Source organism: Pseudomonas profundi (assembly GCF_008638305.1).
Classification (GTDB): domain Bacteria; phylum Pseudomonadota; class Gammaproteobacteria; order Pseudomonadales; family Pseudomonadaceae; genus Halopseudomonas; species Halopseudomonas profundi.
This window is the reverse complement of sequence record NZ_VTPZ01000007.1, coordinates 95,918-121,161: the sequence shown is the minus strand read 5'-3', so window position 1 is coordinate 121,161 and position 25,244 is coordinate 95,918. Positions and strand designations below refer to the sequence as shown.

Sequence of the window (25,244 nt, the reverse complement as noted above, 5' to 3'; positions counted from 1 at the left end):
GTGCCGATGAACCCTGATCTTTTCGTAGGTTGTGTCGGATCAGCGGCGGTCGTCAATACCGTCATCACCTTCGCCGGCCTCGTCGTAGTCCGGATCCTCGCCAGGGCCGCCTTCCCCTGCATCGTTCATGGTGATGTCGGGCTCATCCTGCGACGTTTCCGGGGCTGAGGGCTTTTCGTCCTCCGGTGTTTTTTTGTCGATCATTGTGGTTTCTCCTAATGGTTCAGCTGGTGTACCGATTGGAAATACGAAGCGCGGCGAAGTTCAGCTGAGCCTGTACAGGCGCCAGACAAATTCAGAACGGCTTGCGCCACACGCTGGCCAGCCAGGGCTGCTGTTCACGGGGCAGGCCAGCGGGTCGGTAATAATGCTCCAGTTCCGCCATGTCAGCCTGATTCATCAGTTTGCGCCAGGTCTCAAGGTCGTAGTAAGCGCCATAACGCTCGCCACTCCAGCCCTCTTCGTTGTGCCCGCGGGGATTGGAACTGAACAGCGCGCCTCCGGGCTTCAGGGTGGTTCTGAGCTGACGCAGGACACTCGGTAATGCCGCGCTTGGCACATGAAACAGCACCGCATTGGCGAATATGCCGTCGAATCGTTCTGCAGGTAAGTCCAGCGCCAGGAAATCCTGAAGCCAGACATCGCAGCCGCTGCTGGCCCGGGCCATCTCGACGAAGCGAGGGCAGCCGTCGAGCCCGACCGCCTGGTGACCCATCTCGACGAAGGTGCGCAGGTCTCGCCCCGGGCCACATCCGAAGTCGAGGATCTGCAGCGGGGCATCAGCTTTGATATGGCGCAGCAGCGCATCGATATTCTGGCGCACATCATGATCACGAGTGCCTGCCTCGAACTGTTCAGCCTGACGCTGGTAATGGCCGAGGGTCACGGCACTGATTCTGGAAAGCTCTTCGGTGCTGGATGTCATACAGGAATCTCTATCGACGGTCGGGTATATCAAGTCTACCCAAGCTGATGCCCGAGTCGATTGTGCTTGGTCGAAACCCGAGGAGGAGGGTGCGGTCTGCAGCGCGGGATTTCCTGATGTCCGGCCCGGTCGCCGGACATCAGGTGCTGGAGCAGTCTCAGCGGTCGGGTTTGTTCTTGTGTAGCGGGACAACCTGCGCCAGCCTGGATTCATTGCGGGCCGGCAGTGGACCGAGTATGCCGTCGCGCAATTCGAGGGCCGAATCCATCATCATCTGGGATATCTTGATGCAAGCCTGCAGTGGGTTCTTGGCCTTGCGCCGCTCGGCATCCACACGGAACACGACGCCTAATAAGCGGCGTCGTCGTTCCGCCGGCACGTCGCGCAGAATGTCGTCGGTCATTCGCTGCCTGAGGTTTTCCAGCTCATCAGGGCGCTTTTGCGCCATTTCCATAAGTTCGTCAAAACTGGGTAGTTCGGTGGCGTGTCTGGTCATGAGTGCACCTCTGAAATCTGATCCACGCGCTTACCCCGGTTGCGATTACTCACGGGTCAACCGTGCATTCCTGTGCCCAGAAAGCTTGAGGCGTGACCTGGACAGCTCTGTTCCAGGAACCAGAGTGAGACCTCCCGACCCGGGATAGCGGGCCGGCTGCAGATCACCCGGCCTCTTGTGAAGCATGGCGAGGCGTTTATCGAGTGTTCCTGATTACACAGACCCGATAGTGGCCAGTTAATTCCGTTCTGGTAAATGAGGGGGACTAATCCGGCCGGTAGAAGAGCAGGTCACCGGCTTCGGCGGTCTTGGTGAAGATATCCGCCCAGCCGGGCGCAACGCGGCGGTCATGGAAATAAAGAGCACCTTTTGTGCGGTCCTTCAGCTGACCGTTTAGTGCCTGGCGTGCGACCTCTGTAGCGATCCGGTAGGGCGCTTCCTCCTGCACAGTGTCCGAGCGGCCGTCACACCACCAGGAGAACTGGCAAGAACCCTGTTCGGAGCCTTGTTTGACCACATCGCACACCGTTTTTGGAAAGCTGCTATCGGCGAGCCGGTTCATCACCACGCTGGCTACCGCCTCCATACTGGCTGTCGTTTCGCCTTTTGCTTCCCAATAGATTGAGCGCGCCAGGCAGGTGATGGCGTCATCCAGCGGCGCCTCACCGGCTGGATCGACAGCTCGGGCCTCGGCCTTGGTGATGGCGTCAGCAGAAGCGGCCCGGCTTACGTCGCCTTCATCAACGGTAATTTGCTCGAGCGTCTCCGCCTTGTTTATTGCCGCTTCGGCTCGCTCCGCTCTTTCAGCCGCCAGGGGTTGGCTGATGCACGTCAAAGCCGTCAGGTATATCGCAATCCGTATAAGCCGCATGATCGTACTCCCGAGGAAGAGAGTTTCAGTGTAGTTCGCTGCGCGTTACGCTGAATGCCATGCTCGCAAACTATTCGACCGGTCTACTGTCCTAGATCAGCCCATAATGCTCTGCGACGTTTCGCAAATCAGATCGCGGTTTTCATGTTTCGCTTATGCGACGTCTCAGCGAGGCTGGAGTAAGATTGGGTCATTACCTCATCTGGCCGGAATTCAGAATGCAAAGACAAGTAGTCAACGTTTCAGTAAATCCCCGTGGCAGCCTGGAAACGCTGTCCCAGCTCGAAGTTCAGCAGCTCAGCGAAGTCGGCTCAGGGAAAACCTACCGACTGTTTCGCCAGTGTGCGCTGGCAATCCTCAACACCGGTGCCCAGATCGACAATGCCAAGACCATTCTCGAAGCATATGAAGACTTCGAAGTGCGAATCCGTCAGCAGGACCGGGGCGTGCGGCTTGATCTGATCAATGCGCCGGCTGACGCCTTCGTCGATGGTGAAATGATCGCCAGCACCAAGGAGATGCTGTTCAGCGCGTTGAGGGACATCGTATACACCGAGAGCGAACTGGGCAGCCCGCGAATCGATCTGACCAATTCCCAGGGTATTACTGATTACGTTTTCCACCTGCTGCGTAATGCCCGTACCTTGCGCGCCGGCGTCGAGCCGAACATGGTGGTGTGCTGGGGCGGGCATTCGATCAGCACCGAGGAATACAAATATACCAAGAGAGTTGGCCACGAGCTGGGACTGCGCAACCACGACATCTGCACCGGCTGTGGGCCAGGCGTAATGAAGGGACCAATGAAGGGCGCCACCATCGCCCACGCCAAACAGCGGATTCGACATGGCCGTTATCTCGGTCTGACCGAGCCGGGGATTATTGCGGCCGAAGCCCCCAATCCGATCGTCAACGAGCTGGTCATTCTTCCGGATATTGAAAAGCGCCTCGAGGCCTTTGTCCGCGTGGGTCACGGCATCATTATTTTCCCCGGCGGGGTCGGCACTGCAGAAGAGTTTCTGTATCTGCTGGGCATCTTGCTGCATCCGGACAATGACGATGTTCCTTTCCCGGTGATCCTTACCGGGCCAGCCAGTGCCGAGCCCTATCTCCGCCAGGTTCACGCCTTTATCGGCGCTACGCTGGGCGAGGCTGCACAAAGTCGCTATCAGGTGATCATCAATGACCCGGCTCAGGTAGCGCGGGAAATGACCGAAGGGTTGAAGGCTGTCACTGAATTCCGCCGTGCACGCAACGATGCCTTTCACTTCAACTGGTTACTCAAGATCGAAGAGAGCTTTCAGCGGCCCTTTGATCCGACACATCAGAACATGGCAAACCTGCAGCTGAGCCGCGATCTCCCTGCACACGAACTCGCAGCCAACCTGCGTCGGGCTTTCTCGGGGATCGTAGCGGGCAACGTCAAGGCGCGCGGCATCCGGCGTATCGAGGAGCATGGCCCATACGAAATACGCGGTGAATCGGCCATCATGGAACCGCTGGACAAGCTTCTTGAGTCCTTTGTCGAACAACACCGCATGAAGCTGCCCGGAGGGGTGCCCTACGAGCCCTGTTATCGGGTAGTCAGTTAAACGCATCAGCCGAACGCCGGGCTGCCAGTATCAGGCAGACAGTGGGATTTCTGCCTGCCTGATTACGCATACTCGTAAACTCATGAGTCACGGGCAATCGGTCGTTTGCGAAATGAACGCCTGGATCTCCGACACAGCGGAGCGGGCGCTACGTATCACCCCGATCAGCGTGGCGGAGGCAGTGCCGGTCCAGTCGCCATATCCGACCAGCCAGAGATTTGGCTGCTTGACTGAACGGTTGCCCTCAACCTGAACCTTGCCATCAGCCTCGACGATATCCAGCTTGGCGAGGTGATCAAGCGCCGGGCGAAAGCCGGTACACCAGATCACTGCTTCGACGGACGCGCGCCTGCCATCTTCCCAGACGATGCCGTGGCGGGTGAACCGCTGAAAGGGCCGCTGCGACGCCAGAACGCCGCGTTCACGCGCTTCGATTACTGGTTCTACCATCACTATGTCGCCTAACCCGCCGGGTGGCTCCTCTATGATCCGTCCCGCCTGTTGTGCTTTCCATGCGGCAGTGGCGCGATGGAACAATACGCGACCGTCGAAATGGTCAGGCAGAAACGAGGGTGGCTCCAGGGCGATCCATAGCGTGTCACTGTATTGCGATACTTCAGCCAGGATCTGCGCTGCGGAGTTCCCGGCCCCCACGATCATGACCTTCTTGCCGGCAAACGGCTTCGGTGAGCGGTAGCAGGATGAATGCAGCTGCTGTCCGGCGAAATCTGCGGCGCCCGGGTATTGCGGGATAAAAGGCTTGGACCAGGTACCGGTCGCACTGACAACCGCTCGGGTTAGCCAACTGTCAGCGCCGGCCTGGACCCGCAGACAGTCTCCCTCTCTGGTCACCGAATCGACATGAACGGGTCTTAGTATCGGAAACTGATACCGCTGCTCATAGCGCCTCAAATAATCAATCACGGCGTCGCGAGGCGGGTAGTCATCGGCTGTCTGTGGCATTTGCCAGCCGGCAATGGAGCTCCAGGTGGCCGGAGAAAATAATCGCAGGGAGTCCCAGGCATGTTGCCAGGCACCACCTGGCCGCGGCTGATCATCCAACAGAACATAATCGAGCCGTGCCCTGCGAAGAAAATAGGCGGTCGCCAGGGCCGATTGGCCTCCGCCAATAACCAGAACGTCCAGCGTCTTGTTATGTGTCACCTTATGATTCCCGGGTGTGAGACCTTAGATGGCCTGGAACAGTGTGCCCAAACGATAAACGAGCAGTAATGCAGCGCTGATTTCTGCAGGTATGCGTAATACCATTGCACGTCATCATGCGACCTCATTAAAACGGGAAATATCTATGACCATCCGCATTGGTATCAATGGATTTGGCCGTATCGGCCGGCTCGCATTACGCGCCGCATTCGATTGGCCTGACGTCGAATTCGTCCAGATCAATGATCCCGCAGGCGATGCACCGACCCACGCGCACCTGCTGAACTTCGATTCGGTTCACGGGCGCTGGCATCGCCAGGCCACTGCAGAGGGTGACGCCATCCTGGTCGACGGGCAGCGGATACGGGTCACGGCTAACCAGGCCATTGCGGAGACGGACTGGTCGGAATGTGATCTGGTTATCGAAGCCAGCGGACGGATGAAAACCGTCGCGCTGCTCGAAGCGTATCTCCAGCAAGGTGTCAGACGAGTGGTCGTCAGTGCGCCGGTGAAAGAGCCGGGCGCGCTGAACATCGTGATGGGCGTGAACGATCATCTGTTTGATCCGGCCGTTCACCGCATCGTCACCGCAGCCTCTTGCACGACCAACTGCCTCGCGCCTGTGGTCAAGGTCATCCATGAGCAGCTGGGGATTCGTCATGGCTCCATTACCACCATTCATGATCTGACCAATACGCAGAGCATTCTCGACCAACCGCACAAGGATCTGCGTCGGGCGCGAGCGTCGGGCATGAGCCTCATTCCGACAACGACCGGGTCGGCGACGGCGATTGCCGAGATCTTCCCGGAGCTCAAGGGCCGCCTGAATGGCCATGCGGTGCGCGTGCCGCTGGCCAATGCATCGCTGACCGACTGCGTGTTCGAAGTTGGGCGGGCCACCACAGCCGATGAAGTAAACGCGCTGTTCCAGATTGCTGCGGCGGACTATCTTGCCGGCATCCTCGGATATGAAGAGCGTCCTCTGGTCTCGATTGATTATCGAACTGACCCACGCTCATGCATCATCGACGCGCTGTCGACCATGGTGGTCAACGGGACTCAAGTGAAGCTTTACGCGTGGTATGACAACGAATGGGGCTATGCAAACCGTACGGTTGAACTGGCTCGGCTGGTGGGCACCGCGAACTGATAGGCGGCGGGTATCGGGTAGCGCCTCGGCAATGGCAGGATCGGTTAGCAGGGAGGTTTGATGAAAACGTTGGCAGGGCTGTCCCCGGAGGTACGCCAGTATCTCGTCGTGACCGGTAATTACTGGGTGTTCACGCTTACCGATGGCGCGCTGCGCATGCTGGTGGTGTTGCATTTCCATGCGCTGGGGTATACGCCGCTGCAGATTGCCTCGCTGTTTTTGTTCTACGAAATATTCGGGGTACTGACCAACCTTATCGGTGGCTATCTGGGCGCGCGGCTCGGCCTGAACCGCACAATGAATGTCGGGCTGGCAATGCAGGTGGTGGCGCTGCTGATGCTCACCGCACCGGTTTCCTGGCTGAGCGTGCCGCTGGTCATGGCCGCTCAGGCGCTGTCCGGAATCGCCAAGGATCTGAACAAGATGTCGGCCAAAAGCTCCATCAAGCTTCTTGTGCCTGCTGATCAGCAGGGCGCATTGTATCGATGGGTCGCGTTGCTGACCGGTTCGAAGAACGCCCTCAAGGGCGTCGGGTTCTTCCTTGGCGCGATATTGCTCTCTACCGCAGGGTTTCGCGGTGCGATGTTCGGGATGGCGGGTACGCTGGCGCTGGTGTGGGTTTTCAGTGTGATGATGCTGAAAAAAGATCTGGGCAAGGCCAGCGCCAAACCAAAGTTTCGCGAGCTATTGTCCAAGAGCCGGGCGATCAACCTTCTATCGGCAGCGCGCATGTTTCTGTTCGGCGCCCGCGACATCTGGTTCGTGGTCGCCTTGCCGGTCTACCTGAGTACCGCCTTTGGGTGGGACTTCTGGCGCGTTGGCGGCTTTATGGCGGTATGGATTATCGGTTACGGCATCGTGCAGACCGTTGCGCCAACGCTGACACGGTCACGCAGCGGCAGAGCACCTGATGGCCGCGCTGCACTGCTTTGGGCGACGCTGCTTGCCGGTCTGCCAGCAGCCATCGCAGTGGGGCTGGGCACAGACCTGCCTGAGCCGATTGTGCTGGTGGGTGGCTTGCTGGTTTTCGGTGTGCTGTTCGCTATCAATTCCTCGCTGCACAGCTACCTGATCGTCAGCTACGCCACCGATGACGGCGTATCGCTGGATGTCGGGTTCTACTACATGTCCAATGCGATGGGGCGCTTGATCGGCACCTTGCTCTCGGGTTGGCTGTATCAGGCGTACGGACTGGAAGCGTGTCTCTGGGCATCCAGCGCCTTCGTACTGATCGCCGCGCTGATTTCTGTGGCATTGCCCCGTCACCCTGTAATTGAACCAGCGCACTAACGTTGAGGAAAAGACGATTTCGCATGTATTCCATCCGCCGCCCGGAACGGTTGCGCATTAGCAGAGTCATCTATTAACGATGTGCCTTACCAAGGAGATCAGTTAAATGATGAACAAACTGTACGATCCAAACGCACCGCAGAATGTCCAGAGCTGGGAGCGTGCTGCTTCGGTTGCCGGTGGTCTGATGTTGCTGAAAAGAGGTATGCGTACCGGCGGGATAGGTAGCGTTCTTGAGCTTGCCTTGGGCGGCATGGCGCTTTTGCGCGGGGTGACCGGTCAGTGTGAAATGAAGCGCCAGCTGGTCGAAGGGCGTTCCGGTGAACACGAGTCCAAAGAGCGTTACAGTCACATGCCTCTCGATTCCGAGGTGCATAGTCCTGACTTCCAGGACTCTGATACGTCGATGCCTGATACCACACCGATGGGCCACGAAACCCATCCGAAGTCGACCCCGGGTCTTTAGGCTCGCTCGGCACAGGCACCGGATTGAAGGGTGAGCCGAGAATTGTGAGCATTAACGAACAAAGGGCCAATGGCCCTTTGCTCGTTCTGCGGTAGCAGTTTTTCGCGTCTCTAGCGCTGGTCAGGGTTGTCCCGGTTATCAGTTTCGTTTGCTTCGCCGCTGGTGACCGGATCCTCAGCGGGGTAGGTCTTTTTGTAAGGGCTGGTGTGCGTTGTGTCGCCTGTTTCACCAGGTTCAGCGCTGCGGTTATTGGACGTATCGTTCTGCTGGCTGCCCGATTGGCTGCTGGTCGCATTCTGGCCCGTTTTGTGATCGCCATTCTTCTCGTTCGCCAGCACGGCAGGGCCGGCCAGGCTGAATGAAACGAGAAGGGAAGCGGTTAGCAGTGTCTTGAGAGTATGCATAGAGCGTGTCTCCTGGACATGGCCGCGAATCGGTCACCTGTGCGAGGCGGCCTCGGGCCGGTAATTGTCAGATAGCAATATCAAAGTTACGCGAGCAAGGCGTTAAAATACGTCGCCAATGCCCGCTATGCACGATCAGTAGACTGGAAAACTGCCCAACCCGTTCAATTGTTGACGGGGGCTCCTGACGCAGAAACGGGGAGACAAGGCAGGGAACCCACTTTGCTGCGGAAAAGGAGACACATTTGGATCTTTTCGACCCTTCAACCTGGTCGTTGACCGTAAGCATTCTCGTGTTCTGCCTGTGTGCAGGCGTCATTACGGTGCTGGGTACCTTGATAACACGGGTCGTCGACCAATTGGCGGATCGAACCGGATTGGGCGAAGCCGTGGTGGGCGCAGTGCTGTTGGGGGCAGCCACCTCGTTATCAGGAGCGGTGCTTTCTGTTACCGCCGCCTGGAATGGCAATCCGGAACTGGCGTTGGCCAACGCGCTGGGTGGCATCGCCGTCCAGACACTTTTTCTGGTTGTGGCCGATATGACACACACCCGGGCCAATCTGGAGCATGCAGCGGCCTCGGCGCCGAACATGTTGCAGAACGCATTGCTCATTACCTTGCTCGGCGTGATATTGCTGTCACCTAACCTACCTGACGTTATCTTCTGGAATATTCATCCGGTTACTCCGACACTGCTGGCGCTGTATGTGTACGGCATCAATCTGGTGAGTAAAGCCCGCAACCATCCCATGTGGCATCCCCAGGTCACCGATGAAACACGTGAAGATACGCCCGACGATGATTCGGCCACGCCATCATTGGCAAAGCTCTGGGTCAGTTTCATATTCCTGATGGGCGGATTAGGGATCGCCGGCTGGTTGCTTGAGCCCGCTGCCACCAACATCGCCCGGCTCACCGGCATCGGCCAGACGACGGTAGGTGTGCTACTAACGGCTATCAGCACTTCCATCCCTGAGCTGGTTACCTCGGTCGCGGCGGTACGCCGGGGCGCACTGACATTGGCCGTCGGCGGTATTGTGGGTGGGAATGCATTCGACACGCTATTCACCGCAGCTTCAGATATCGCTTATCGTGGCGGCTCGATTTATCACGTGATGTCCGGACAGATCTACCTGTGGATCTCGCTGACCCTGGTCATGGCGGCGGTGCTGATGATGGGCCTTATCAGACGCCAGGAGCAGGGGCCCGGACGCGTCGGTGTGGAGAGTGTGGCGATTGTCCTGCTGTATCTGCTTGGGGTGGCGATACTGTTGATGAAATAGTTGAGCGTAAAAATAATGATGCAGTCGTTTCGGAGGTAGAGGGCGTCCTTGCCCTGCGGTTCTGATCGTCAATGCTTGCGACGGCCTTTGCCGACGTCTGACTTGGCCGCTTCCCTGATTGTCAGCAATCCATCTGCCGGCAGTACATATCCGTCCGATACATTGCTGCCGGCTGCTTTGGTCACCTTGGCCACGTAAGTACCGTGGTTTCGATAAAGCTCCTTGAGCTGCGCTTCATCAAGCGGCTCATAGCTACCAAACAGGAAGCAAAAGGTCTGTCCTGCGTTATCACCGGTATTGATTGCGGTCGGAACGGCTAGCTGTGATAACTGGATGCCGCCCTGCGCCAGTCCAAGCTCGTTGCGCACTTTGGTGGTTCCCTCGAATTCCAGATAGGGCGCACTGGGCGGCGCTTTTCCGTCAATCCAGTCGACCAGATGATCATGTGCAGCCACTACGACGTGATGCAGGGGGATCCGGCTGAAGGGCTCGGCCACACACTCGTATTCTGGTGCGCCATCTGGAAGGTCCCGCTCCGACAGGGGGGCGCGGTAGGCCTGCCCCTGGTATCCGGAGTGTGCCGCCCCGGCCACTTCCCAGCGACGATACACGTCGCTATCGGGCCGCCGGCCTTCAGGCGTTCTCACGTCCGTTTCCGACAATACGTGGAACACGGGCTCGGTGCCCGCGCGTGAGGGGCCAGTCCCCACAACGAAGTTGTATCCATCGAATACCGGGTTTTCCACCTGAGGCAAGATGTTGTCGTAGTAGATTGTCATCCGCCCAGCTGATTGTGACCCGCCCACTGCCAGTACTTTCTCGACATCCAGCCCGCCCATCGGATCGATATCGGCCGGCTGACGTACTGCTTCCGCTGCCTGGGCGAAGATGTCGTAGGACAGTTCATCGGTGTTGTAGGACCCGCCGCCTGTGACGTCCAGTTCGCCGTAGCGGGTTGGACTCCATTCGCGCAGATGGTTGACCCCGACGCGCTGCGCTGACACGCCCACCCAGGCGAAGCCGGCGCGCATCAGCTGTTCACCATGCCAGAGTGCATCGAGGTCATAACCGGCCGTTACATTCTGCCATTCCATGACGACCGTGCCATTGAACTTGCGCGGTGGTTTTGGTCGTCGTACCACGATGCGCGTGCGATAGGGGACATCCTCGGCGAGCTGTTCGCCTTCAACGCTATATCCGGTCGCGGTGCCAGATAGATAAAACTCTTCTTCCACATAGCCGCGTCGGGCCAGCGCATCCCGGGTAGCGAAGAACGGATAGGTATTCTCGACTTCCGCTGCGAGCGGATCGCCGGGAGGTGAGCCCGGTATAGGGCCGTCAACCGCTGGCGCCGCGAGCAGGCTGGCCGACCAGGACAAGCCCAGCGCCAGACCGGCCAGCAGGGGGAATGAAATCCGGGCGGACTGCGTCCCGTCATGCGGTGAAGCGATTCTTTCTCGAATCATGGGGAGCTCCAATATTCTTCTTGTGAGACGTTCCGGACGTATGTCCAATACTGGTACTAGTTATGCGTTCCGTCCGTGTCAAGTGCAGGGCTCAAGATTGCCTGTTCCAGGCCCGATCTGCTGTGTGCTGGTTGGGGAAACTCTGCAAAGCATTTTTCGCCGGATTACCCGGCGAGAAATGCCTGGTGGATCAAGCATGGGATCCCCGAACACAAAATGAATTACCTGGCGGCGGTTGCTTCCCTAAAGGTTGATCGGCTAAAGTCTGGTCAACTCAATGGAGATTCCCATGTCTTTGCTGCAACGCGTAAACCTCAAAGCTCCTGCCTGCGCCCTTTGCGCAGCCTTGGCGCGTGGGTGTTCGGTTGCAGCGGGCAAATATTTTTATTTCGGATATTGGTTTAGCCACTGGCGCGCCTGATACCCCCAGGCGGCCAGATTTAACGGGTCGCCACCAGAGAAATCCTGAAACCCCGGTCGGCAACCCGACCGGGGTTTTTTATTTTTATTTGCACGTGAAGAGGATATGACTATGTACAACAACCGCTGCAATGTTCTGTTTTGCTATCGCAACTGGCGATTTACCAGCGCTCTGCGCGCACCAACACCATGCCTAGAACGAACACTACGATAGCGCCGCAGCGGCTTTGCCGCCCGGCTAAGGAAAGCATTCATGAACGCCAATGTTTCAGCCCTGACTCCCAGTGACCTGACCGCAGCAACGCCGACTTCGCCAGTCCTCCAGCGTCGCACTGCCGAACCGCTACCCACGCCCGCTCAGTTGCGCGGCCGCTTGCCGCTTTCATCTGAGCTGGGCGCTTCAATCCAGCAGCATCGCAGCCAAATCCGCTCTGTGCTGAATGGGGAAGACAATCGCTTGCTGGTGGTTGTTGGGCCTTGCTCGCTGCACGACCCGGATGCCGCCATCGAATATGCCCAGCGTCTGGCTGAGCTGGCTGATCAGGTAAGCGACCAACTGCTGCTGGTAATGCGCGCCTATGTCGAAAAGCCGCGGACGACCATTGGTTGGAAAGGGCTGTTATATGATCCGCGTCTGGATGGCACCGGCGACATGACCGAAGGGCTGGCGCTGTCGCGTCGGCTGATGTTGTCTATCGCAGAGTCAGGTTTGCCAATCGCAACTGAACTGCTGCAGCCGATGGCAGCCGGCTACCTTGATGATCTGCTTGGCTGGGCCGCAATCGGTGCGCGCACCAGCGAGTCACAGATACACCGGGAGATGGTCAGTGGGCTTGATCTGCCGGTGGGCTTCAAGAACGGCACGGACGGCAGCCTCGGTATTGCCTGCGACGCGATGCGTTCGGCTGAGCACCCGCACCGGCATTTTGGAATCAATGATCAAGGGCAGCCGGCGTTGATCCAGACCCAGGGCAATCCTGATACGCATCTGGTGCTTCGTGGCGGTCATGCGGGGCCTAATTACCATCCTGATGCGATAGCGGCAGCGCGTACAGCGTTGGCTCGCCAGGGCATCGACGCCGGCCTGGTTGTCGACTGTAGTCATGCCAACAGTGGCAAGGACCCGCTGCGCCAGCCTGCTGTGCTCGAATCGGTTGTCGACCAACGCCGGGCTGGCGAGCAGTCATTGCGTGGTGTGATGCTTGAAAGCCACCTGTTTGAGGGCTGCCAGCAACTGTCGTCTCGCCTGGAGTATGGCGTATCGATTACTGATGGCTGTCTGGGCTGGAGCAAGACCGAAACGGCTCTGATGCAAGCCGCGGACCGATTGCGTGAGACACCGACGCCTTGACATCAGGCTCCAGCAATCTCCTGACAAAGCGGCGATAGCGTTCTACACTCGGAGCCGGTTACGGCTCGACGTAATCGTGAGTCGAATGTTGTATCGCCGTCGCGCTGCTGTTGGCACTCGCGGTGCTGGGTGTCGATTCCCTTCATCCTGTGTTGCGTGTGGCGCGATGCAGCTCAATATTTGCGTGATAAAGGCCGTTCAGCCATGCCCAGCGTGTCCCGCGTTGAAGCCCCGGATATCGATACACCGCGTACTGCCGACTCCGGTAGATTGATATTCGCTCTGATTGCCCGTTTGCATTTTTTGGCAGGACTCCTTGTAGGCCCTTTCGTCCTTGTCGCAGCACTGAGTGGCCTGTTCTACGCCCTAACGCCTCAACTCGAGAACTGGATCTACTCCGAACAGTTGTTTACCGAGAGTCAGGGACCGGCAGTTCCATTGAAGCTTCAGATCGAGGCCGCTGAGAATCATCTTGGCGAGTCCGGCGTGAGGCTTGCAGCAGTGCGGCCTGCACCCGAGCCCGGAGATACTACCCGGGTGATGTTCGCAGGCGAAGGGCTCAAGGCATTCGAACATCTCGCTGTGTTCATAGATCCTGTTACGGCAGAGCCGAGAGGAGACCTCAGGGTTTACGGCACCACCGGGGTACTTCCGCTGCGCAACTGGATAGGCGATATGCACAGACGGCTTTTCCTTGGTGAATGGGGTCGGGTCTACAGCGAGTTGGCAGCTTCATGGTTATGGCTGGTTGCACTGGGAGGATTGACGATATGGCTGGTCCGTAAAAGACAGTCGAGACCAGTCGAAGCGGGGCCAGCGCCCGGCCCGAGGCGGTGGCACGGGCTGTTGGGTGTCATCCTTTTGATAGCCTTGTTGTTTTTTTCCGCCACGGGCCTGACCTGGTCAAAATGGGCAGGCGGCAATATTGGCGTCGCGCGTGCTGCGTTCGGGATGTCCACGCCAGGTCTTTCCACACGTCTCGCGGGGGAGGACAGCACCGCCGATATACATGCGCACCATCTGCAGGAAACAGTGGGAACCGAAGCAGCCGTCGATTACTCATTGATTGACGCGATATTAACGTCGGCCCGGGCAGCTGGCATTGATGCAACCAAGCTGGAAATCACGCCGGCGAAGGCTCCGGACCAAGCCTGGAGTGTCGTGGAGATCGATCGCGGCTGGCCCACGCAAGTGGATGCCGTTGCCATCGACCCGCACAGTATGACAGTTACTGACGAAATCGAATTTGCAAACTTCCCGGTCGCCGGCAAACTTACGCGTTGGGGGATCGACGCTCACATGGGGACGCTGTTTGGTCTGGCTAATCAGATCATTCTTATTGTGTCTGCACTAGGCGTAGTAACGATGGTTGCGCTGGGATATATCATTTGGTGGCGCCGCCGTCCGTTACGAGACAGTGGGCAGGGAGGGGTGATACAGGCCTGGGTGCGGTTATCCTCCAGAGGAAAAGCGGGTGCAGTACTTGTTGCAGTATTGCTGGGATTGTCACTCCCGGTCTTCGGGGCGAGTTTACTGTTGCTGCTGGTAATCGATATGGCAACCGGAAAGCTTTCGAGCTTAAAAAGCCGGGGAGGATTTGTTTCAGGGCAAACAAAAGGTTAATGCCTGAATAAAAAACCCTGAAGCCATAACAGCTTCAGGGTCGACTTTAGCAAGATGCTGCTTAGCTACAGTTGCCACGGTATTCGGATATGTCACGATCCGATTCGTGACGGGGTCCGCAGATAAACTGCTGGTAACGCTGATCCTTGTCCAGATGGACTTTCATCCAGGAGACACCCAGGCGACTCAACACATCGTCATTCAAACCGCCGCCATTACCGCAATAATGGGTGCCGTTATTGATTTCGACAAAGGCCTTTGGTGTGCTGGCCGGTATCTGGTTGTAGAACCGCGATGCGTGACTGCTGACCGGCGCAATGAGATCTGACTCGCAAGCGAATATCAGAGCGGGCGTATTCACGCTGCGGAAGCTGGTGGTATCCCACGGCGCCAACGGAATAACCGCATCCAGGCGACCTTCAGCGGCTACGCGCAGACTGCCGCCGCCACCCATGGACCAGCCTACGACGCCCAGACGCTCAGGGTCGATCATGCCTGACACAGCGCTGCTGCGAGAGTTGTTCTGATCGATCATGTAATCCAGTGCAGCGTTGATCTGGCGAGCGCGGCTCGGTGGCTGATCGAATCCGGAATTGGTATCAATGGTCATGACCACGAAGCCATGGGAAGCCAGTTTAGGGCCCCACCATTCGATCGAAGACTCAGCTGAAACGAACCCGGGAATGACAACGATAGCTGCCATGGTGCCGGTGGTATTGGTGGGGTAGTGAATCGTGCCGCCACCGAAACCGCTGGTGAAGCTCGAAACACTTTCGGTCCTTACCGAGAAGGGACCGTTTCGGGCTTCGAGCATTGAGACGCTTGGATCCGGTCCTCGCTGATAGCCACCGTCAGGAGTTCCTGGATCGGTCGGTGGTGGGACTGGGTTAGCTGCCATAGCGGAAGCAGAAAGGAACAATGCGCCTGCAGCGAGCAGGGAAAGTGCCGATTTCGGCGATTTCTTGTTATTCATTGTAACTCCATTGAGTTGTTCGATTATCAAAACGTATTACGGTTCCATGATGGCCAGGACATCGAACTACCGCCGGCCGGAATCAGAGTCTTAACTTTGTATTTGCACACGTCAACGGTTGAGAGGAAAGTCCACCCGTATGGGGTATAAGTTCTGGACAGAGCTGAGATGGCTGTCTTTTGAAGTTTATTTGTACGCGATATGGTGGGCTTGATAAATGGTGAAAGTTTGAAGCAGGTCTGATGTATGTGCCGCTGAATCAATAAATTAACCCATTGGGGCGATTTTATAGATGCGAATGAAGTGCTTGGTTATCGATCTGGGGTGGCGATCCCGCACAGCGGTATAAGCGCCAACAGGTCTGTCAAAAGATAGTGCTCATATGATGTCATTTTGTACTATGAGCTAATCGGAGCTGGTCCCTGCAGGTCATCAAGTATTCGCTCTCCTAGGTGTTGTGGTCCAGGTTTTGGTAATGCCGATTTTTCTTTAAGGTTTCGCATGGGGACAAGACATGCCAGATTGACGGCATGCCTCAGACGGAGGGTGGATGAGTGAACAACTAGTCCTCTTCAGTCAACAAACTGTGCACACGCTCAGTCATATCAACCATCGCGAATGGCTTGGTCAACAGCGCGGTGCTGCGTAAACTTGCTGCTGCTTCAAGCTGTGGGTCAGCGGCAAAACCGGTGATGAACAAAACTTTCAAACCAGGAAGTTTCGAGCGGAATGTTTCCGCCAGTGCTCTGCCATTAACAGCACCCGGCAGGCCTATATCCGTAATCAACAGGTCTATTGCTTCGTCCTGTGCAAGTAACTGGTAGGCTGATTCGCTGTCTTCGGCCTCCCTGACTCGATAACCCTGCTCGCGTAACCCCTCGCTGACGAGTACGCGAACCGGCGCTTCGTCGTCCACCACCAGAATGTTCTCCCCATTGGCTTCTGGCAGAGCATGTTGAACCTGCTTTCTGGCCTCAGGCGTCGGACCAGTATCGCTGGGGAAGAACATACTGACCGTGGTGCCCAGCCCAGGCTCGCTTTGGATACGGGTAGATCCGCCGGATTGTTGAGTAAAGCCATATACCATGGACAGACCCAGGCCCGTGCCGTCGCCAATACTCTTGGTGGTATAAAAAGGGTCGAAGGCGTGGGCGGCCACATTGGCATCCATTCCTTCGCCGGTGTCAGTGACCGAGATGCATACGTACTCGCCGGCTTGCAGCGACAGCTCGTCAGCGAGCCGCTGATCGAATCGACAATGGCGGGTGTTGATCGTGAGGGTGCCGCCGTCTGGCATGGCGTCACGCGAATTGATCGCCAGATTGAGAAGCGCGTTTTCCAGCTGCTGGGGGTCGCACATGACAAAGCCGCCTGCCGCGAAATTGCAACTGATGCGAATATGTGGGCCCACAGTGCGACGAATCAACTCCTCGAGCTCAGCGATGATCTGTTTTGGTGAGATCGAACGGGGGGCAAGTGATTGCTGTCGAGAGAAGGCGAGTAACCGATGGGTGAGGGCTGCAGCCCGCTTGACTGAGGTTAACGCCATGCTGCTGTAACGCTCCAGATTCTCTGTCCTGCCCGATGCCATACGTTGTTGCATGATTTCCAGGCTGGCGCTGATTCCTGCTAACAGGTTGTTGAAATCGTGCGCGATGCCGCCAGTCAACTGTCCTATCGCCTTGAGCTTCTCGCTTTGAACGAGCTTTTCCTCGGCCTGCTTGCGCTCGCTGACTTCGACGGATAGTTCATCCAGAGCCGACTGCAGCTCGCTGGTACGCTCTACAACGCGGGCTTCCAGCAAGTCTCGACTCTGGGCAAGCGCTTCGCGACTGCATACCTGGTCATCGATATCAGTAAAGGTGCCCACCCATTCCAGCAACTCGCCGCTAGTCGAGTGGACAGGCGTAGCACAGCCCTGAAACCAGCGATAAGTACCTGATTCTGCGTTGCGTATCCGGCAATCGAACTCGGCCCGTTGGGCGTTGGGGCAGGGGTGCCAGCCAGCGATCACGCGCGCATAATCATCGGGGTGCACCGCAGCCAGCCAGCCCTTGCCCTTGCTTTGTTTGCTGGATAGGCCGGTGTGTTTGGTCCACTGCTCACTGGTCCACACCCAGTCGGTGGTATGCGCTGAGCGCCAGACCAGCTGTGGAATCGTGTTGATAAGCGAGCGCAGGCGTTGTTCGCTTCGCTCGAGCGCCTGTTCGGCTAACTTGCGATCGGTAATATCGATGGTGAATTCGAACGCGATATCGTCGTCGAGCATTTTCGCGACAAACAAAGCCCACCAGCGCGAGCCGTCACGGCGGATATATTCTTTCTCGTATGGCGTGGTCTCGCCACAGCTTCTCAGTTCAGCAAATGCCTTTTCCGATGCTTCAATCCACTCTGGCGGGGTGAGCCTCTGCCAGGTCAGCTGGCCCGACTGCAATTCATCACGGCTATATTGCGTTGCAGCGAGGAAAGCATCGTTAGCGCCCACTAGCCGGCCCGTCATATCCAGATAGATGACGCCGATGGCCTGGATCTCCAGGGCTTGTGCCAGACGCTGATTACTTATGCTGACGGTTGAATTCATTACCTGTCCTGTTGGGTGACCGCTATCGCAAATGACACCGGTATCGACGGTTGGTGCTGGCTGAGATCTTCCAAGGCGCAGGGTTTTAGCGACCATATGAATGCGCTCGGCTTTCTGTATAATCGCCGGCTCGCAGGAGAGAGAGGCTTCGAGTCTCCGCCGAAGGCGCAAACTCCCATAATCGCTCAGGCAGACGTACTGCGAATCTTACCGGAGACAAACGAAAACGTCTCCGTAACGCCAGCTGGAGAGAGGTTGTTCAGACAACCCACCGAAGGGGCAAGCAGTCTATGACTGTGTAACTCTCAGGTACAACGGACAGGGGGAGAGGCGACACAGCTGCAGGAGTACTGTGTGCTTATCTACGTCTATCTGATAGCCATCACCGCTGAAGCCATGTCCGGCGCCCTGGCCGCAGGCCGGCGTAATATGGACATGTTTGGCGTGGCCTTCATCGCTTTTATTACCGCGCTGGGCGGTGGCACCGTCCGCGACATGCTGTTGGGGAACTACCCTGTTACCTGGACCCAGCATCCAATGTATATCTACCTGACCATTTCTGCCGGCCTGCTGACCATGGTCATTGCCCGCTTCATGCACCATCTCCATTCGCTGTTTCTGGTGCTGGATGCCATGGGCCTGATTGCCTTCACCGTCATTGGCTGCAACGTCGCGCTCAGGCTCGGCTATCCGACACCGGTGGTGATCATGGCTGGTATCACCACTGGTATATTCGGCGGCATCCTGCGGGATCTGCTGTGTAATCGCACGCCGATGGTACTGCGCAAGGAGCTGTATGCCAGCGTTTCCTTGCTCGTAGCGTTGCTGTATCTCGGACTGATGCGGTTGGGCGTAAACGAAGACATCAACCTGCTCGCCTCTTTCAGCGTAGGGTTGGCGTTACGGCTAAGCGCCATTCGCTGGTCGTTGGCGCTGCCGGTGTTCACCTATGCTCCGGGGCGTTGGGGCGAGTAATCCTGCGCAGAATGTAAAACGCCTCGCTGATCGGAATATCAGCGAGGCGCACCGGGTGCCGCGATTTAACGATAAGGCAGGCTACCTCAAGCGAATGCTTCTTCCGTTCGGGCCAGCTCCACGGCCAGCTGCTCTGCCTGTTTTACATCGGCCAACTGGCGCCACTCGCTGAGCAATCGGGGTAGTGCTTCGTGGTTTGCCCGATCCCCGAAAACGCAGCGCGGTGTTACCGGCTGCTGGGCCTGCTGTAACAGCCGTTCCTGGGCGCGCGACAACCCGGCCAGTTGTTCCATTTGTTCGTCTCGGGCCATCTCTACGCCACCGTGATAGGCCTGAACTCGCTCAGTTTTTGACATATTGTAGAACCGCGTGTCGTGGCGGGCGCGGACCTGTTTCTCAAACGCCTGGAAGCTACCGGCTTCCCAGTTGCTCAAATATTCTTCCAGCCCGCGCAGTTGCGGCTGTAACGCCTGCAGGTCCTCCTCGGTGAAAAGTGCGCCATTGCGGCTGAGGCTGGCATTCCAGCGCAGCAGGTTGGCAAGCGCCGCTCGGGCGTAGCCGGTATTTGAGGAATGATGACCGACGCCAGCCATCTGGAGCAGAAGGTTGCCACGTTTTACTTCATCCCGCTCAAGATCCAGCTTGGCGGCAAGCTCTGCGCCGGCCATATGTTCGATTGCTTCACCCGGCTGCCACAAGACTGATGCTTCGCTACCGCCGCCTCTCTTGCGGGGCATGAAATGTCTCTGCTCGCCATGATGACCATAATCATGCCCTTTCAGATTAAGCAGGCCGCCCAGCAGCAGGGCAACGCCCGCGTATGGCGCTCCGATCGAAGCCAGCAGTGAGACCGTGCCGGGCAGGGCCAGCTTCCATTCGGCATCCATCCAGGTAAAGGGCACGCTGGGGATAGGATCGTTGTGGTTGATCAGACGATGGTGAACCAGGTCTCTTGCACTTTCAACAAAGGCGGTAGTGCCGGCGCGCGGGGCACCGTAGGTGTAGAGAATTACCTTCGGAGCGGCGGGTAGTGTTTTAAGCCATTGAGCCACGAGCAGGGCGATTGCCCCGCCGAGACTATGGCCGCTGATCAAGATTGTCTGGCCCCTGGTATAAAAATCTTCCAGATAGGGTTCGAGAAATTTTTGAACTGCCAAGAAGCCGCCGTAGAAGCCACGATGGACCTGGCCTTCCATACCGTCAGCAGATATCTGCCGCGCATCGAAATCTCTCAGCCAGTCGCGAAATCCCACAGTACCTCGGATTGACACCAGAATCGTTTGGTCATTGTGGGTGACAAATGCCTGTGTTTCGGTGTCTTTATCGTGAAGAAAGTGCACGCTTTCCGGAGTGCTCCCTTCCTGTTGCTGCGGATATCGCGCCGGATCGTAGGGCACCACCTCAAGGCGCTTGGAGTAAGGTACTTCTTCACAAAGCAGGTGATAGCTCGCGGTATCGAACTGCGTAGGCTTTTCCAATCGGGCCAATTGTTCGCTTAATACATGGCCGATACTGCCTGCGGCATCATATGGCGGCGGGCTGGGTTTATAGGACTCCACAAAGCCTGGTTTGGCGCCGAATGGCGCGTATGACAACACGCTCATTACAGCCAGGTGATAGGCGTTCAACGCACTAAACTCCGGCGCCAAAGAAAACAGCGGGCTGTAAGCGCGTAATGCTTTGATCTCGAATACGTGGTGCTGGTTTGGCTCTAGAGCTACACCTTCCATCTCGCCTGCTGCAGATTTCAATGCTGCGCTGGGGCGCGGTCCCCATTTCGTATCGGGGGCCGGCAGATGCTTGTTGGCTGATACAAAATCGCTGACTTCAACGCGGAAGAATCGGGCATTTTCCTCTGCGGCGCGCTGTTCGGCCATCCAGGTCAATCCGTTGGCTTTTCGGGGGCCGGCGGGTGATTGTTCTGCTAATACCTGAAGCGCAGTTATCGGAAGAGGGTAGGCTTTACGGTCGATAAGAGTTTCGTACCAGTCCTCTCCGCCGCCATATGTTTCAGAGATGCTCAGCAGGGCGGGTCCTGGGTATATGCCATCAACTCGCGCAAAACCGTCCTCGTCCAGCTTGCCGGGATATTCTGTGCCGAGTGCATCATATAGCTTGAAACGAAGCCCGCTGTAGGGTTGTCCGTCCCCAGATTCATTTACCAGGCGAAAGCTCACCCATTGCTTACGCTTGGGACACTCCAATTGCTCGAATCTGATAGTAGCCATCCGTGGTTACTCCTTGCAGGCCGGGTAAACAGTGCATTTTTGCTCACCCATCTTAAAAGGCTTGAAAACAGGTGGGGATTGGCATCTGCCGGACTGTTCTGTCCCAGTGCAAGGCTTCCAGCCCGCCTCGGTTTGTATCCATCTGCGGTGCATAGATGGCTCTTCTTTGGGATTCACACGAAGATTCAGGACCACTGTCTTTCCAGCCAGCTCATCGCGCCCCAGCGTGGTGCCGATAGAACGACGCTTAACGAAGTCCGGGTCCAGTTTCCACGACTCGTCAGTTTTCGAGCAGCTAAGGACCTTGCTGAGCTCCAGCCGGAGTTTGCTTATTTGGAATAGCCAAGTGCAAATCCCTCGGAGCGTCTGTGTTCCATTGGAAGCAAACTCCGGTGCGTCCGCTGGACGCGTATCAGCGATACCAATCCCCCCGGTGGATCGGTGATGCTGCCAGCTCGCCTCACCGTAACGACCGCGTATTAGAAGCCCGACTCCGCCCAACTCCATATCACAAAGCCCAATGTGATAAGTCAGCGGGATATCAAAACTGAAAGAGGACGGTTCATCCTGAAATTCGGTACGGTATTGCGTGCGTGTATCCCGGGTTACGTTATGCCCCTGCCCCATGTTGTACACTTGGCAGCGCTCTGGATTAAGTGGGTTGAACTGGGCAGTGGCCTGGATCAGAAAGTTCGCGGGTAACTTGCCGGCAAGCGTGAAGCTTTCGCGGCCTTCGCGCTCGGTTAAAGATAAGGCGCTTTCCTTGACCATTGAGCCTGTTGCGTTGCAGGCGGTGAGCAACACGAGGGGTAGCAGTAACAAAAGTTTTTTCATGCCTGGCTCCGGGTTTGCCTGGCGATGTCCCGCTGACAGCGCTGGTAATGTTTTTCAGGGGGCTCTTCATCTCTTGCTGTCCAGAACGGAGCCTGTGCCAATTTGGGGTCGAGTTGATGGTGCAGCAGAAACTTAATTTGTTCAGCTTCTTCCCAGCCCCACTGTTCAGCAGTATCCAGTTGTCGATCCAGCCATGGCAGCAGTGACTCGGTGGATGCCAGCTGCGTTGTCGCCAATGTATGTTCCTCCCACAACCACTGTTGCAGGTTTTTGCGCCGGATACCTCTAAGCACCTGCGCCGGTTCAGGCACATCCTGCCATGGGCGATCGAAAGGGGAGGTGTAATGTGCGGGGGCATTGTTGTTGGTCGCTTGCCAGGCATGGCCGTTCCAGCATAGAACGGCACTGGCGGGGCCCAGTAGCAAGGGCACCTGGTCATGTGTTAACGAAGCGAGATGGTGAGCGATCACCCGGTTGTCCTGCAATCGATAGAGCGCTGTCATTCCCTGCTCCTTGATGACGATCCGCTCACGCCAGTGCGCTGCAAACGTCGAGAGCTCCAGCTCTGTCGCACTGGCCAGCCAGCCCCAGTTGCGCTGTGGCGTTTCCAAGAAGCCCGCTATGGCTCCGGCTTGCCCGTCCGGCAGCTTTACAAGCCAGGGGCCGATTTCGGCCATCTCATCCCATTCAGTACCCTGATAGAGATTGATGTACTCAACCATAACCCCCGCTGCGAACAGCATTGGAATCGGGTCTGGTTCGGCAAGACGGTCTATCACCATGAACAGGTCCCGACCCATTCGGTGCTGTTCAGTGATCCAGTTCTTGGCTGGCTCGGCAACGCTTGTTATACCGGACATGCACCCTCCATGCAGGCTTCGCAAACAGGGCAGCGGCTGGCTCCCAGTTCACGCGCTGTCAGTGCCATGGAGCGTTGAGCGCTGGCAAGAGTTGGTCGGGAAAGTGCAATTGGCGTGGCGTTGGCCCCGGCTGGCCTGGTCAGTTCACCTGTCTTGTCGGTATCTGCCGGCACAGGAACCGCTGGACGCAACACATTAGCTCCCGAGCCTTGACCTGGATGACCGCCCGCATTCAAGCGGATAGCCGGCCCATTCAGACTCACCCCGGCCGGGGTAATGGTTATGAAGCTCCCTCCGGCCTGCAGGGTCAGCTCCGCGCCGGCTTCGATGACCATCTTCTGTCCGGCTTTGAGATGAATTTCGCGACCGGCGTTGAGCAGATGCGCTTTGCCAAGCTGGATGTGCTGGTTGCTGCCGGCGGTGAGATGATCGTCAGCCTTGAGTTCGGTTTTCCGGTCGCCGTGGGTGATGTGGTGTTGTTCAGCCAGAAGTTCGGCATAGCTGTTGGCTTCGACGCGGTCGTGACGTTCGTTGCCGACGTGGATCTTTTGATCGTGCTGAATGTTCTGGTCCCAGTCGCGCTGGGCGTGGATGAAGATCTGTTCTTCGTCCTTTTTGTCTTCGATGCGCAGCTCGTTGAAGCCGTCACCGCCGGGGCTGCTCAGGGTTTTGAAGACGGTGCGGGTTTTATTGTCGGGCAGGTCATAGGGAACCTGATGTTCATTGTGGTACAGGCAGCCGGTAACCAGCGGTTGATCCGGATCGCCCTCCAGAAAGCTGACCAACACCTCCATACCGACCCGGGGGATGGCTACACTGCCGTAGCGATCGCCAGCCCAGCTGCTTGCCACCCTGAGCCAGCAGCTGGTCTTGTCATTGGCCTGGCCAAGGCGGTCCCAATGAAACTGCACCTTGATGCGCCCGTATTGATCGCAATGTATTTCTTCGTCTTCAGGACCCGTTACCACGGCACTTTGGCTGCCGCGAATACGTGGTTTGGCGTGCACCAGCGGCGGGCGATAGGGAGCGTCCCAGGGTGTCGCAGCGAAATGGTTGCGGTAGCCCTGCGTAAAACCATCTTCGGATTTAACGTCGCTAATAACGGACTCTTCCAGCACCTGCGGCTGCTTGCCCTCGTGCCGAATGTCGGTCAGCAGCCATAGGTCATTCCAATCCTGCCGCGAATGCCCGTTCAGAGCGAGAAAGTGGCCACTGACCAGCAGGGGTTGATCGCTTTCACCGCTCGCCTGTCGAAAGTCGCTGCGGTGGCGTTCCAGACTGATCGTAGCCAGTTCGCTCCCGCGCTGGCGGTCAGTGAACCGGCAGGGATAATCGTAATCCTCCAGGTCAGGCAGCGTCTTGCTCCGAGCATCGCTTTGCATCAGCAGGCGTGGTTTTTCAAAGTCGTAGTCGCGGCGGGTGACACGGCTGGGGCGCGTTTCCAGGCGCAGCGCGAAGCGCTTGATCACCGGCTCGTCGGCCACCATGCCGTTGCCCTGATTGAAACCGGTCGGTGCCAGCGTGGGGAAAACAGTTTGATTGTCGCCAAAAACCAATAGATGTCCGTCTGGCGCATGCTGGAAGTGATAGTGGATGCCTTCTTCTTCACATAGTCGCTGAATGAAGTGCAGATCGGTTTCGTTATATTGAGTGCAGTAAACGCGCACCGGACCTTCATTGAGGAGCTGAAAGCGAAATGCTTCGCCATGGATGCCGTGCTCGTGCAGAACGCTGGTGATGATCTGCGGCACGGTCTGGTGCTGGAAGATGCGTGGATTACGGGCATGTTGCAGATAGGCAAGGTGCGGCACGAGCGTCAGGCGATAACGGGTCAGGCGTTTGCCGGCTTCACCCTGGGCGATGCTGTGGATCAGCCCGTGAACGCCCTTGCTCTCGCCAGCGAAGTTCAGAAACGCCGGCACATGCAGCAGGTCTTCAATATTCAGGTCAGGTTGTTCGCTGACCAGTTCAACCTCGAAGGAGTAGGGCTTTGACAGGCTCTCCTGACCATTGAAAGCCAGCACCTTGAAGTCGTGGTCATCACCTTGAATGCGGAGGGTGAAATGCGGGGTGTTTGCAGATGAAAACATCCGTTGTTCCTTGTGCAAGTCCGTTGCAGAGCTAACGATAAGCGCTCGATCGTCACCTTTAGATGGCACGTATTGTCTCGAATAGCGATGGGGAAGGCTGTGAGTCAGTCGGCACAACCGTAATGGGCGGGCATATGAGGCTTTTTTTGAGTTTCGGTTCTATCCGAAAGCGGATAATTGCTTCCGGGTTAGTGGAAGTATCAAA

General features: G+C 57.3%; 21 protein-coding genes and 2 riboswitches. Of the genes, 8 read left to right on the top strand and 13 right to left on the bottom strand.

Going from position 1 to position 25,244, the window contains the following annotated elements; all coding sequences use genetic code 11:
- Positions 1 to 39: 39 nt before the first annotated feature.
- From FZE95_RS19615 to FZE95_RS11230, 4 genes are all read right to left on the bottom strand, one after another.
- Positions 40 to 204 (bottom strand): hypothetical protein, encoded by a 165-nt coding sequence (locus tag FZE95_RS19615; protein WP_190324553.1) that lies wholly within the window; start codon positions 202 to 204, stop codon positions 40 to 42.
- A 91-nt stretch (positions 205 to 295) separates the two neighbouring features.
- Positions 296 to 925 carry a class I SAM-dependent methyltransferase gene (locus FZE95_RS11240; RefSeq protein WP_150300947.1) on the bottom strand — a complete coding sequence of 210 codons (630 nt, stop codon included), beginning with the start codon at positions 923 to 925 and terminating at the stop codon, positions 296 to 298.
- Between the two features lie 157 nt (positions 926 to 1,082).
- Positions 1,083 to 1,421 carry a DUF3135 domain-containing protein gene (locus FZE95_RS11235; RefSeq protein ID WP_150300946.1) on the bottom strand — a complete coding sequence of 113 codons (339 nt, stop codon included), beginning with the start codon at positions 1,419 to 1,421 and terminating at the stop codon, positions 1,083 to 1,085.
- A gap of 265 nt (positions 1,422 to 1,686) precedes the next feature.
- Entirely contained in the window at positions 1,687 to 2,292 is a 606-nt protein-coding gene (locus tag FZE95_RS11230) for a cell wall hydrolase (RefSeq protein WP_150300945.1), read from the bottom strand.
- A gap of 218 nt (positions 2,293 to 2,510) precedes the next feature.
- On the opposite strand from FZE95_RS11230, the gene ppnN reads away from it, so the two are divergent.
- Entirely contained in the window at positions 2,511 to 3,881 is a 1,371-nt protein-coding gene (ppnN, locus tag FZE95_RS11225; protein ID WP_150300944.1) for a nucleotide 5'-monophosphate nucleosidase PpnN, read from the top strand.
- Positions 3,882 to 3,968: 87 nt separating this feature from the next.
- Here ppnN and FZE95_RS11220 read toward each other — a convergent pair whose 3' ends face one another.
- Positions 3,969 to 5,045 (bottom strand): ArsO family NAD(P)H-dependent flavin-containing monooxygenase, encoded by a 1,077-nt coding sequence (locus FZE95_RS11220; protein ID WP_150300943.1) that lies wholly within the window; start codon positions 5,043 to 5,045, stop codon positions 3,969 to 3,971.
- Between the two features lie 145 nt (positions 5,046 to 5,190).
- On the opposite strand from FZE95_RS11220, the gene FZE95_RS11215 reads away from it, so the two are divergent.
- The 3 genes from FZE95_RS11215 to FZE95_RS11205 all read left to right on the top strand — a co-directional run bounded on the left by FZE95_RS11215 (position 5,191) and on the right by FZE95_RS11205 (position 7,951).
- Positions 5,191 to 6,195 carry an ArsJ-associated glyceraldehyde-3-phosphate dehydrogenase gene (locus FZE95_RS11215; protein ID WP_150300942.1) on the top strand — a complete coding sequence of 335 codons (1,005 nt, stop codon included), beginning with the start codon at positions 5,191 to 5,193 and terminating at the stop codon, positions 6,193 to 6,195.
- A 60-nt stretch (positions 6,196 to 6,255) separates the two neighbouring features.
- Positions 6,256 to 7,485 carry an organoarsenical effux MFS transporter ArsJ gene (gene arsJ, locus FZE95_RS11210; RefSeq protein WP_150300941.1) on the top strand — a complete coding sequence of 410 codons (1,230 nt, stop codon included), beginning with the start codon at positions 6,256 to 6,258 and terminating at the stop codon, positions 7,483 to 7,485.
- 106 nt (positions 7,486 to 7,591) lie between these two features.
- Positions 7,592 to 7,951: a YgaP family membrane protein gene (locus FZE95_RS11205; protein ID WP_150300940.1), complete on the top strand. Its 360-nt coding sequence runs from the start codon at positions 7,592 to 7,594 to the stop codon at positions 7,949 to 7,951.
- Positions 7,952 to 8,061: 110 nt separating this feature from the next.
- Here FZE95_RS11205 and FZE95_RS11200 read toward each other — a convergent pair whose 3' ends face one another.
- On the bottom strand, positions 8,062 to 8,355 hold the full coding sequence (locus tag FZE95_RS11200) for a hypothetical protein (protein WP_150300939.1): 294 nt from the start codon (positions 8,353 to 8,355) through the stop codon (positions 8,062 to 8,064).
- A 245-nt stretch (positions 8,356 to 8,600) separates the two neighbouring features.
- On the opposite strand from FZE95_RS11200, the gene FZE95_RS11195 reads away from it, so the two are divergent.
- Entirely contained in the window at positions 8,601 to 9,638 is a 1,038-nt protein-coding gene (locus FZE95_RS11195; protein WP_150300938.1) for a sodium:calcium antiporter, read from the top strand.
- Positions 9,639 to 9,706: 68 nt separating this feature from the next.
- On the opposite strand, the gene FZE95_RS11190 is transcribed toward FZE95_RS11195, so the two are convergent.
- Positions 9,707 to 11,104: an alpha/beta hydrolase domain-containing protein gene (locus FZE95_RS11190; RefSeq protein WP_223825040.1), complete on the bottom strand. Its 1,398-nt coding sequence runs from the start codon at positions 11,102 to 11,104 to the stop codon at positions 9,707 to 9,709.
- A gap of 673 nt (positions 11,105 to 11,777) precedes the next feature.
- Between FZE95_RS11190 and FZE95_RS11185 the strand changes: the two genes are divergently transcribed.
- Together FZE95_RS11185 and FZE95_RS11180 are read left to right on the top strand one after the other, a co-directional pair.
- Positions 11,778 to 12,875 carry a 3-deoxy-7-phosphoheptulonate synthase gene (locus FZE95_RS11185; RefSeq protein ID WP_150300937.1) on the top strand — a complete coding sequence of 366 codons (1,098 nt, stop codon included), beginning with the start codon at positions 11,778 to 11,780 and terminating at the stop codon, positions 12,873 to 12,875.
- A 129-nt stretch (positions 12,876 to 13,004) separates the two neighbouring features.
- A complete protein-coding gene (locus tag FZE95_RS11180; RefSeq protein ID WP_223825039.1) occupies positions 13,005 to 14,498 on the top strand; it encodes a PepSY-associated TM helix domain-containing protein in 1,494 nt (497 codons plus the stop codon).
- Positions 14,499 to 14,559: 61 nt separating this feature from the next.
- On the opposite strand, the gene FZE95_RS11175 is transcribed toward FZE95_RS11180, so the two are convergent.
- Together FZE95_RS11175 and FZE95_RS11170 are read right to left on the bottom strand one after the other, a co-directional pair.
- The gene (locus FZE95_RS11175) at positions 14,560 to 15,471 is read right to left on the bottom strand and encodes an alpha/beta hydrolase family protein (protein WP_150300936.1); all 912 of its coding nucleotides are present in this window, start codon (positions 15,469 to 15,471) and stop codon (positions 14,560 to 14,562) included.
- Between the two features lie 562 nt (positions 15,472 to 16,033).
- Positions 16,034 to 18,052 carry a hybrid sensor histidine kinase/response regulator gene (locus tag FZE95_RS11170; protein WP_190324552.1) on the bottom strand — a complete coding sequence of 673 codons (2,019 nt, stop codon included), beginning with the start codon at positions 18,050 to 18,052 and terminating at the stop codon, positions 16,034 to 16,036.
- A gap of 123 nt (positions 18,053 to 18,175) precedes the next feature.
- A riboswitch (glycine riboswitch) is annotated at positions 18,176 to 18,263 on the top strand.
- Between the two features lie 23 nt (positions 18,264 to 18,286).
- Positions 18,287 to 18,384: riboswitch (glycine riboswitch) on the top strand.
- A gap of 22 nt (positions 18,385 to 18,406) precedes the next feature.
- On the opposite strand from FZE95_RS11170, the gene FZE95_RS11165 reads away from it, so the two are divergent.
- The gene (locus FZE95_RS11165; RefSeq protein WP_150300934.1) at positions 18,407 to 19,027 is read left to right on the top strand and encodes a trimeric intracellular cation channel family protein; all 621 of its coding nucleotides are present in this window, start codon (positions 18,407 to 18,409) and stop codon (positions 19,025 to 19,027) included.
- A gap of 86 nt (positions 19,028 to 19,113) precedes the next feature.
- Here the strand turns inward: FZE95_RS11165 and FZE95_RS11160 are convergent, their stop codons facing one another.
- From FZE95_RS11160 to tssI, 4 genes are read right to left on the bottom strand one after another with little or no spacing between them, the layout of a single operon-like run.
- Complete coding sequence (locus tag FZE95_RS11160) at positions 19,114 to 21,255, bottom strand: lipase family protein (protein WP_190324551.1); 2,142 nt, start codon at positions 21,253 to 21,255, stop codon at positions 19,114 to 19,116.
- A 6-nt stretch (positions 21,256 to 21,261) separates the two neighbouring features.
- A complete protein-coding gene (locus FZE95_RS11155; RefSeq protein ID WP_150300933.1) occupies positions 21,262 to 22,089 on the bottom strand; it encodes a hypothetical protein in 828 nt (275 codons plus the stop codon).
- Positions 22,086 to 22,949: a DUF4123 domain-containing protein gene (locus FZE95_RS11150; RefSeq protein WP_150300932.1), complete on the bottom strand. Its 864-nt coding sequence runs from the start codon at positions 22,947 to 22,949 to the stop codon at positions 22,086 to 22,088. The genes FZE95_RS11155 and FZE95_RS11150 overlap by 4 nt, the downstream gene beginning before the upstream one ends.
- Entirely contained in the window at positions 22,937 to 25,039 is a 2,103-nt protein-coding gene (gene tssI, locus FZE95_RS11145; RefSeq protein WP_150300931.1) for a type VI secretion system Vgr family protein, read from the bottom strand. The genes FZE95_RS11150 and tssI overlap by 13 nt, the downstream gene beginning before the upstream one ends.
- Positions 25,040 to 25,244 lie beyond the last annotated feature (205 nt).

Excerpts from the sequence above, each read along its gene's own strand:
- FZE95_RS19615 (WP_190324553.1), bottom strand. The coding sequence starts at position 204 with ATGATCGACAAAAAAACACCGGAGGACGAAAAGCCCTCAGCCCCGGAA.
- FZE95_RS11240 (WP_150300947.1), bottom strand. The coding sequence starts at position 925 with ATGACATCCAGCACCGAAGAGCTTTCCAGAATCAGTGCCGTGACCCTC.
- FZE95_RS11235 (WP_150300946.1), bottom strand. The coding sequence starts at position 1,421 with ATGACCAGACACGCCACCGAACTACCCAGTTTTGACGAACTTATGGAA.
- FZE95_RS11230 (WP_150300945.1), bottom strand. The coding sequence starts at position 2,292 with ATGCGGCTTATACGGATTGCGATATACCTGACGGCTTTGACGTGCATC.
- ppnN (WP_150300944.1), top strand. The coding sequence starts at position 2,511 with ATGCAAAGACAAGTAGTCAACGTTTCAGTAAATCCCCGTGGCAGCCTG.
- FZE95_RS11215 (WP_150300942.1), top strand. The coding sequence starts at position 5,191 with ATGACCATCCGCATTGGTATCAATGGATTTGGCCGTATCGGCCGGCTC.
- arsJ (WP_150300941.1), top strand. The coding sequence starts at position 6,256 with ATGAAAACGTTGGCAGGGCTGTCCCCGGAGGTACGCCAGTATCTCGTC.
- FZE95_RS11205 (WP_150300940.1), top strand. The coding sequence starts at position 7,592 with ATGATGAACAAACTGTACGATCCAAACGCACCGCAGAATGTCCAGAGC.
- FZE95_RS11200 (WP_150300939.1), bottom strand. The coding sequence starts at position 8,355 with ATGCATACTCTCAAGACACTGCTAACCGCTTCCCTTCTCGTTTCATTC.
- FZE95_RS11190 (WP_223825040.1), bottom strand. The coding sequence starts at position 11,104 with ATGATTCGAGAAAGAATCGCTTCACCGCATGACGGGACGCAGTCCGCC.
- FZE95_RS11185 (WP_150300937.1), top strand. The coding sequence starts at position 11,778 with ATGAACGCCAATGTTTCAGCCCTGACTCCCAGTGACCTGACCGCAGCA.
- FZE95_RS11175 (WP_150300936.1), bottom strand. The coding sequence starts at position 15,471 with ATGAATAACAAGAAATCGCCGAAATCGGCACTTTCCCTGCTCGCTGCA.
- FZE95_RS11170 (WP_190324552.1), bottom strand. The coding sequence starts at position 18,052 with ATGAATTCAACCGTCAGCATAAGTAATCAGCGTCTGGCACAAGCCCTG.
- FZE95_RS11160 (WP_190324551.1), bottom strand. The coding sequence starts at position 21,255 with ATGGCTACTATCAGATTCGAGCAATTGGAGTGTCCCAAGCGTAAGCAA.
- FZE95_RS11155 (WP_150300933.1), bottom strand. The coding sequence starts at position 22,089 with ATGAAAAAACTTTTGTTACTGCTACCCCTCGTGTTGCTCACCGCCTGC.
- FZE95_RS11150 (WP_150300932.1), bottom strand. The coding sequence starts at position 22,949 with ATGTCCGGTATAACAAGCGTTGCCGAGCCAGCCAAGAACTGGATCACT.
- tssI (WP_150300931.1), bottom strand. The coding sequence starts at position 25,039 with ATGTTTTCATCTGCAAACACCCCGCATTTCACCCTCCGCATTCAAGGT.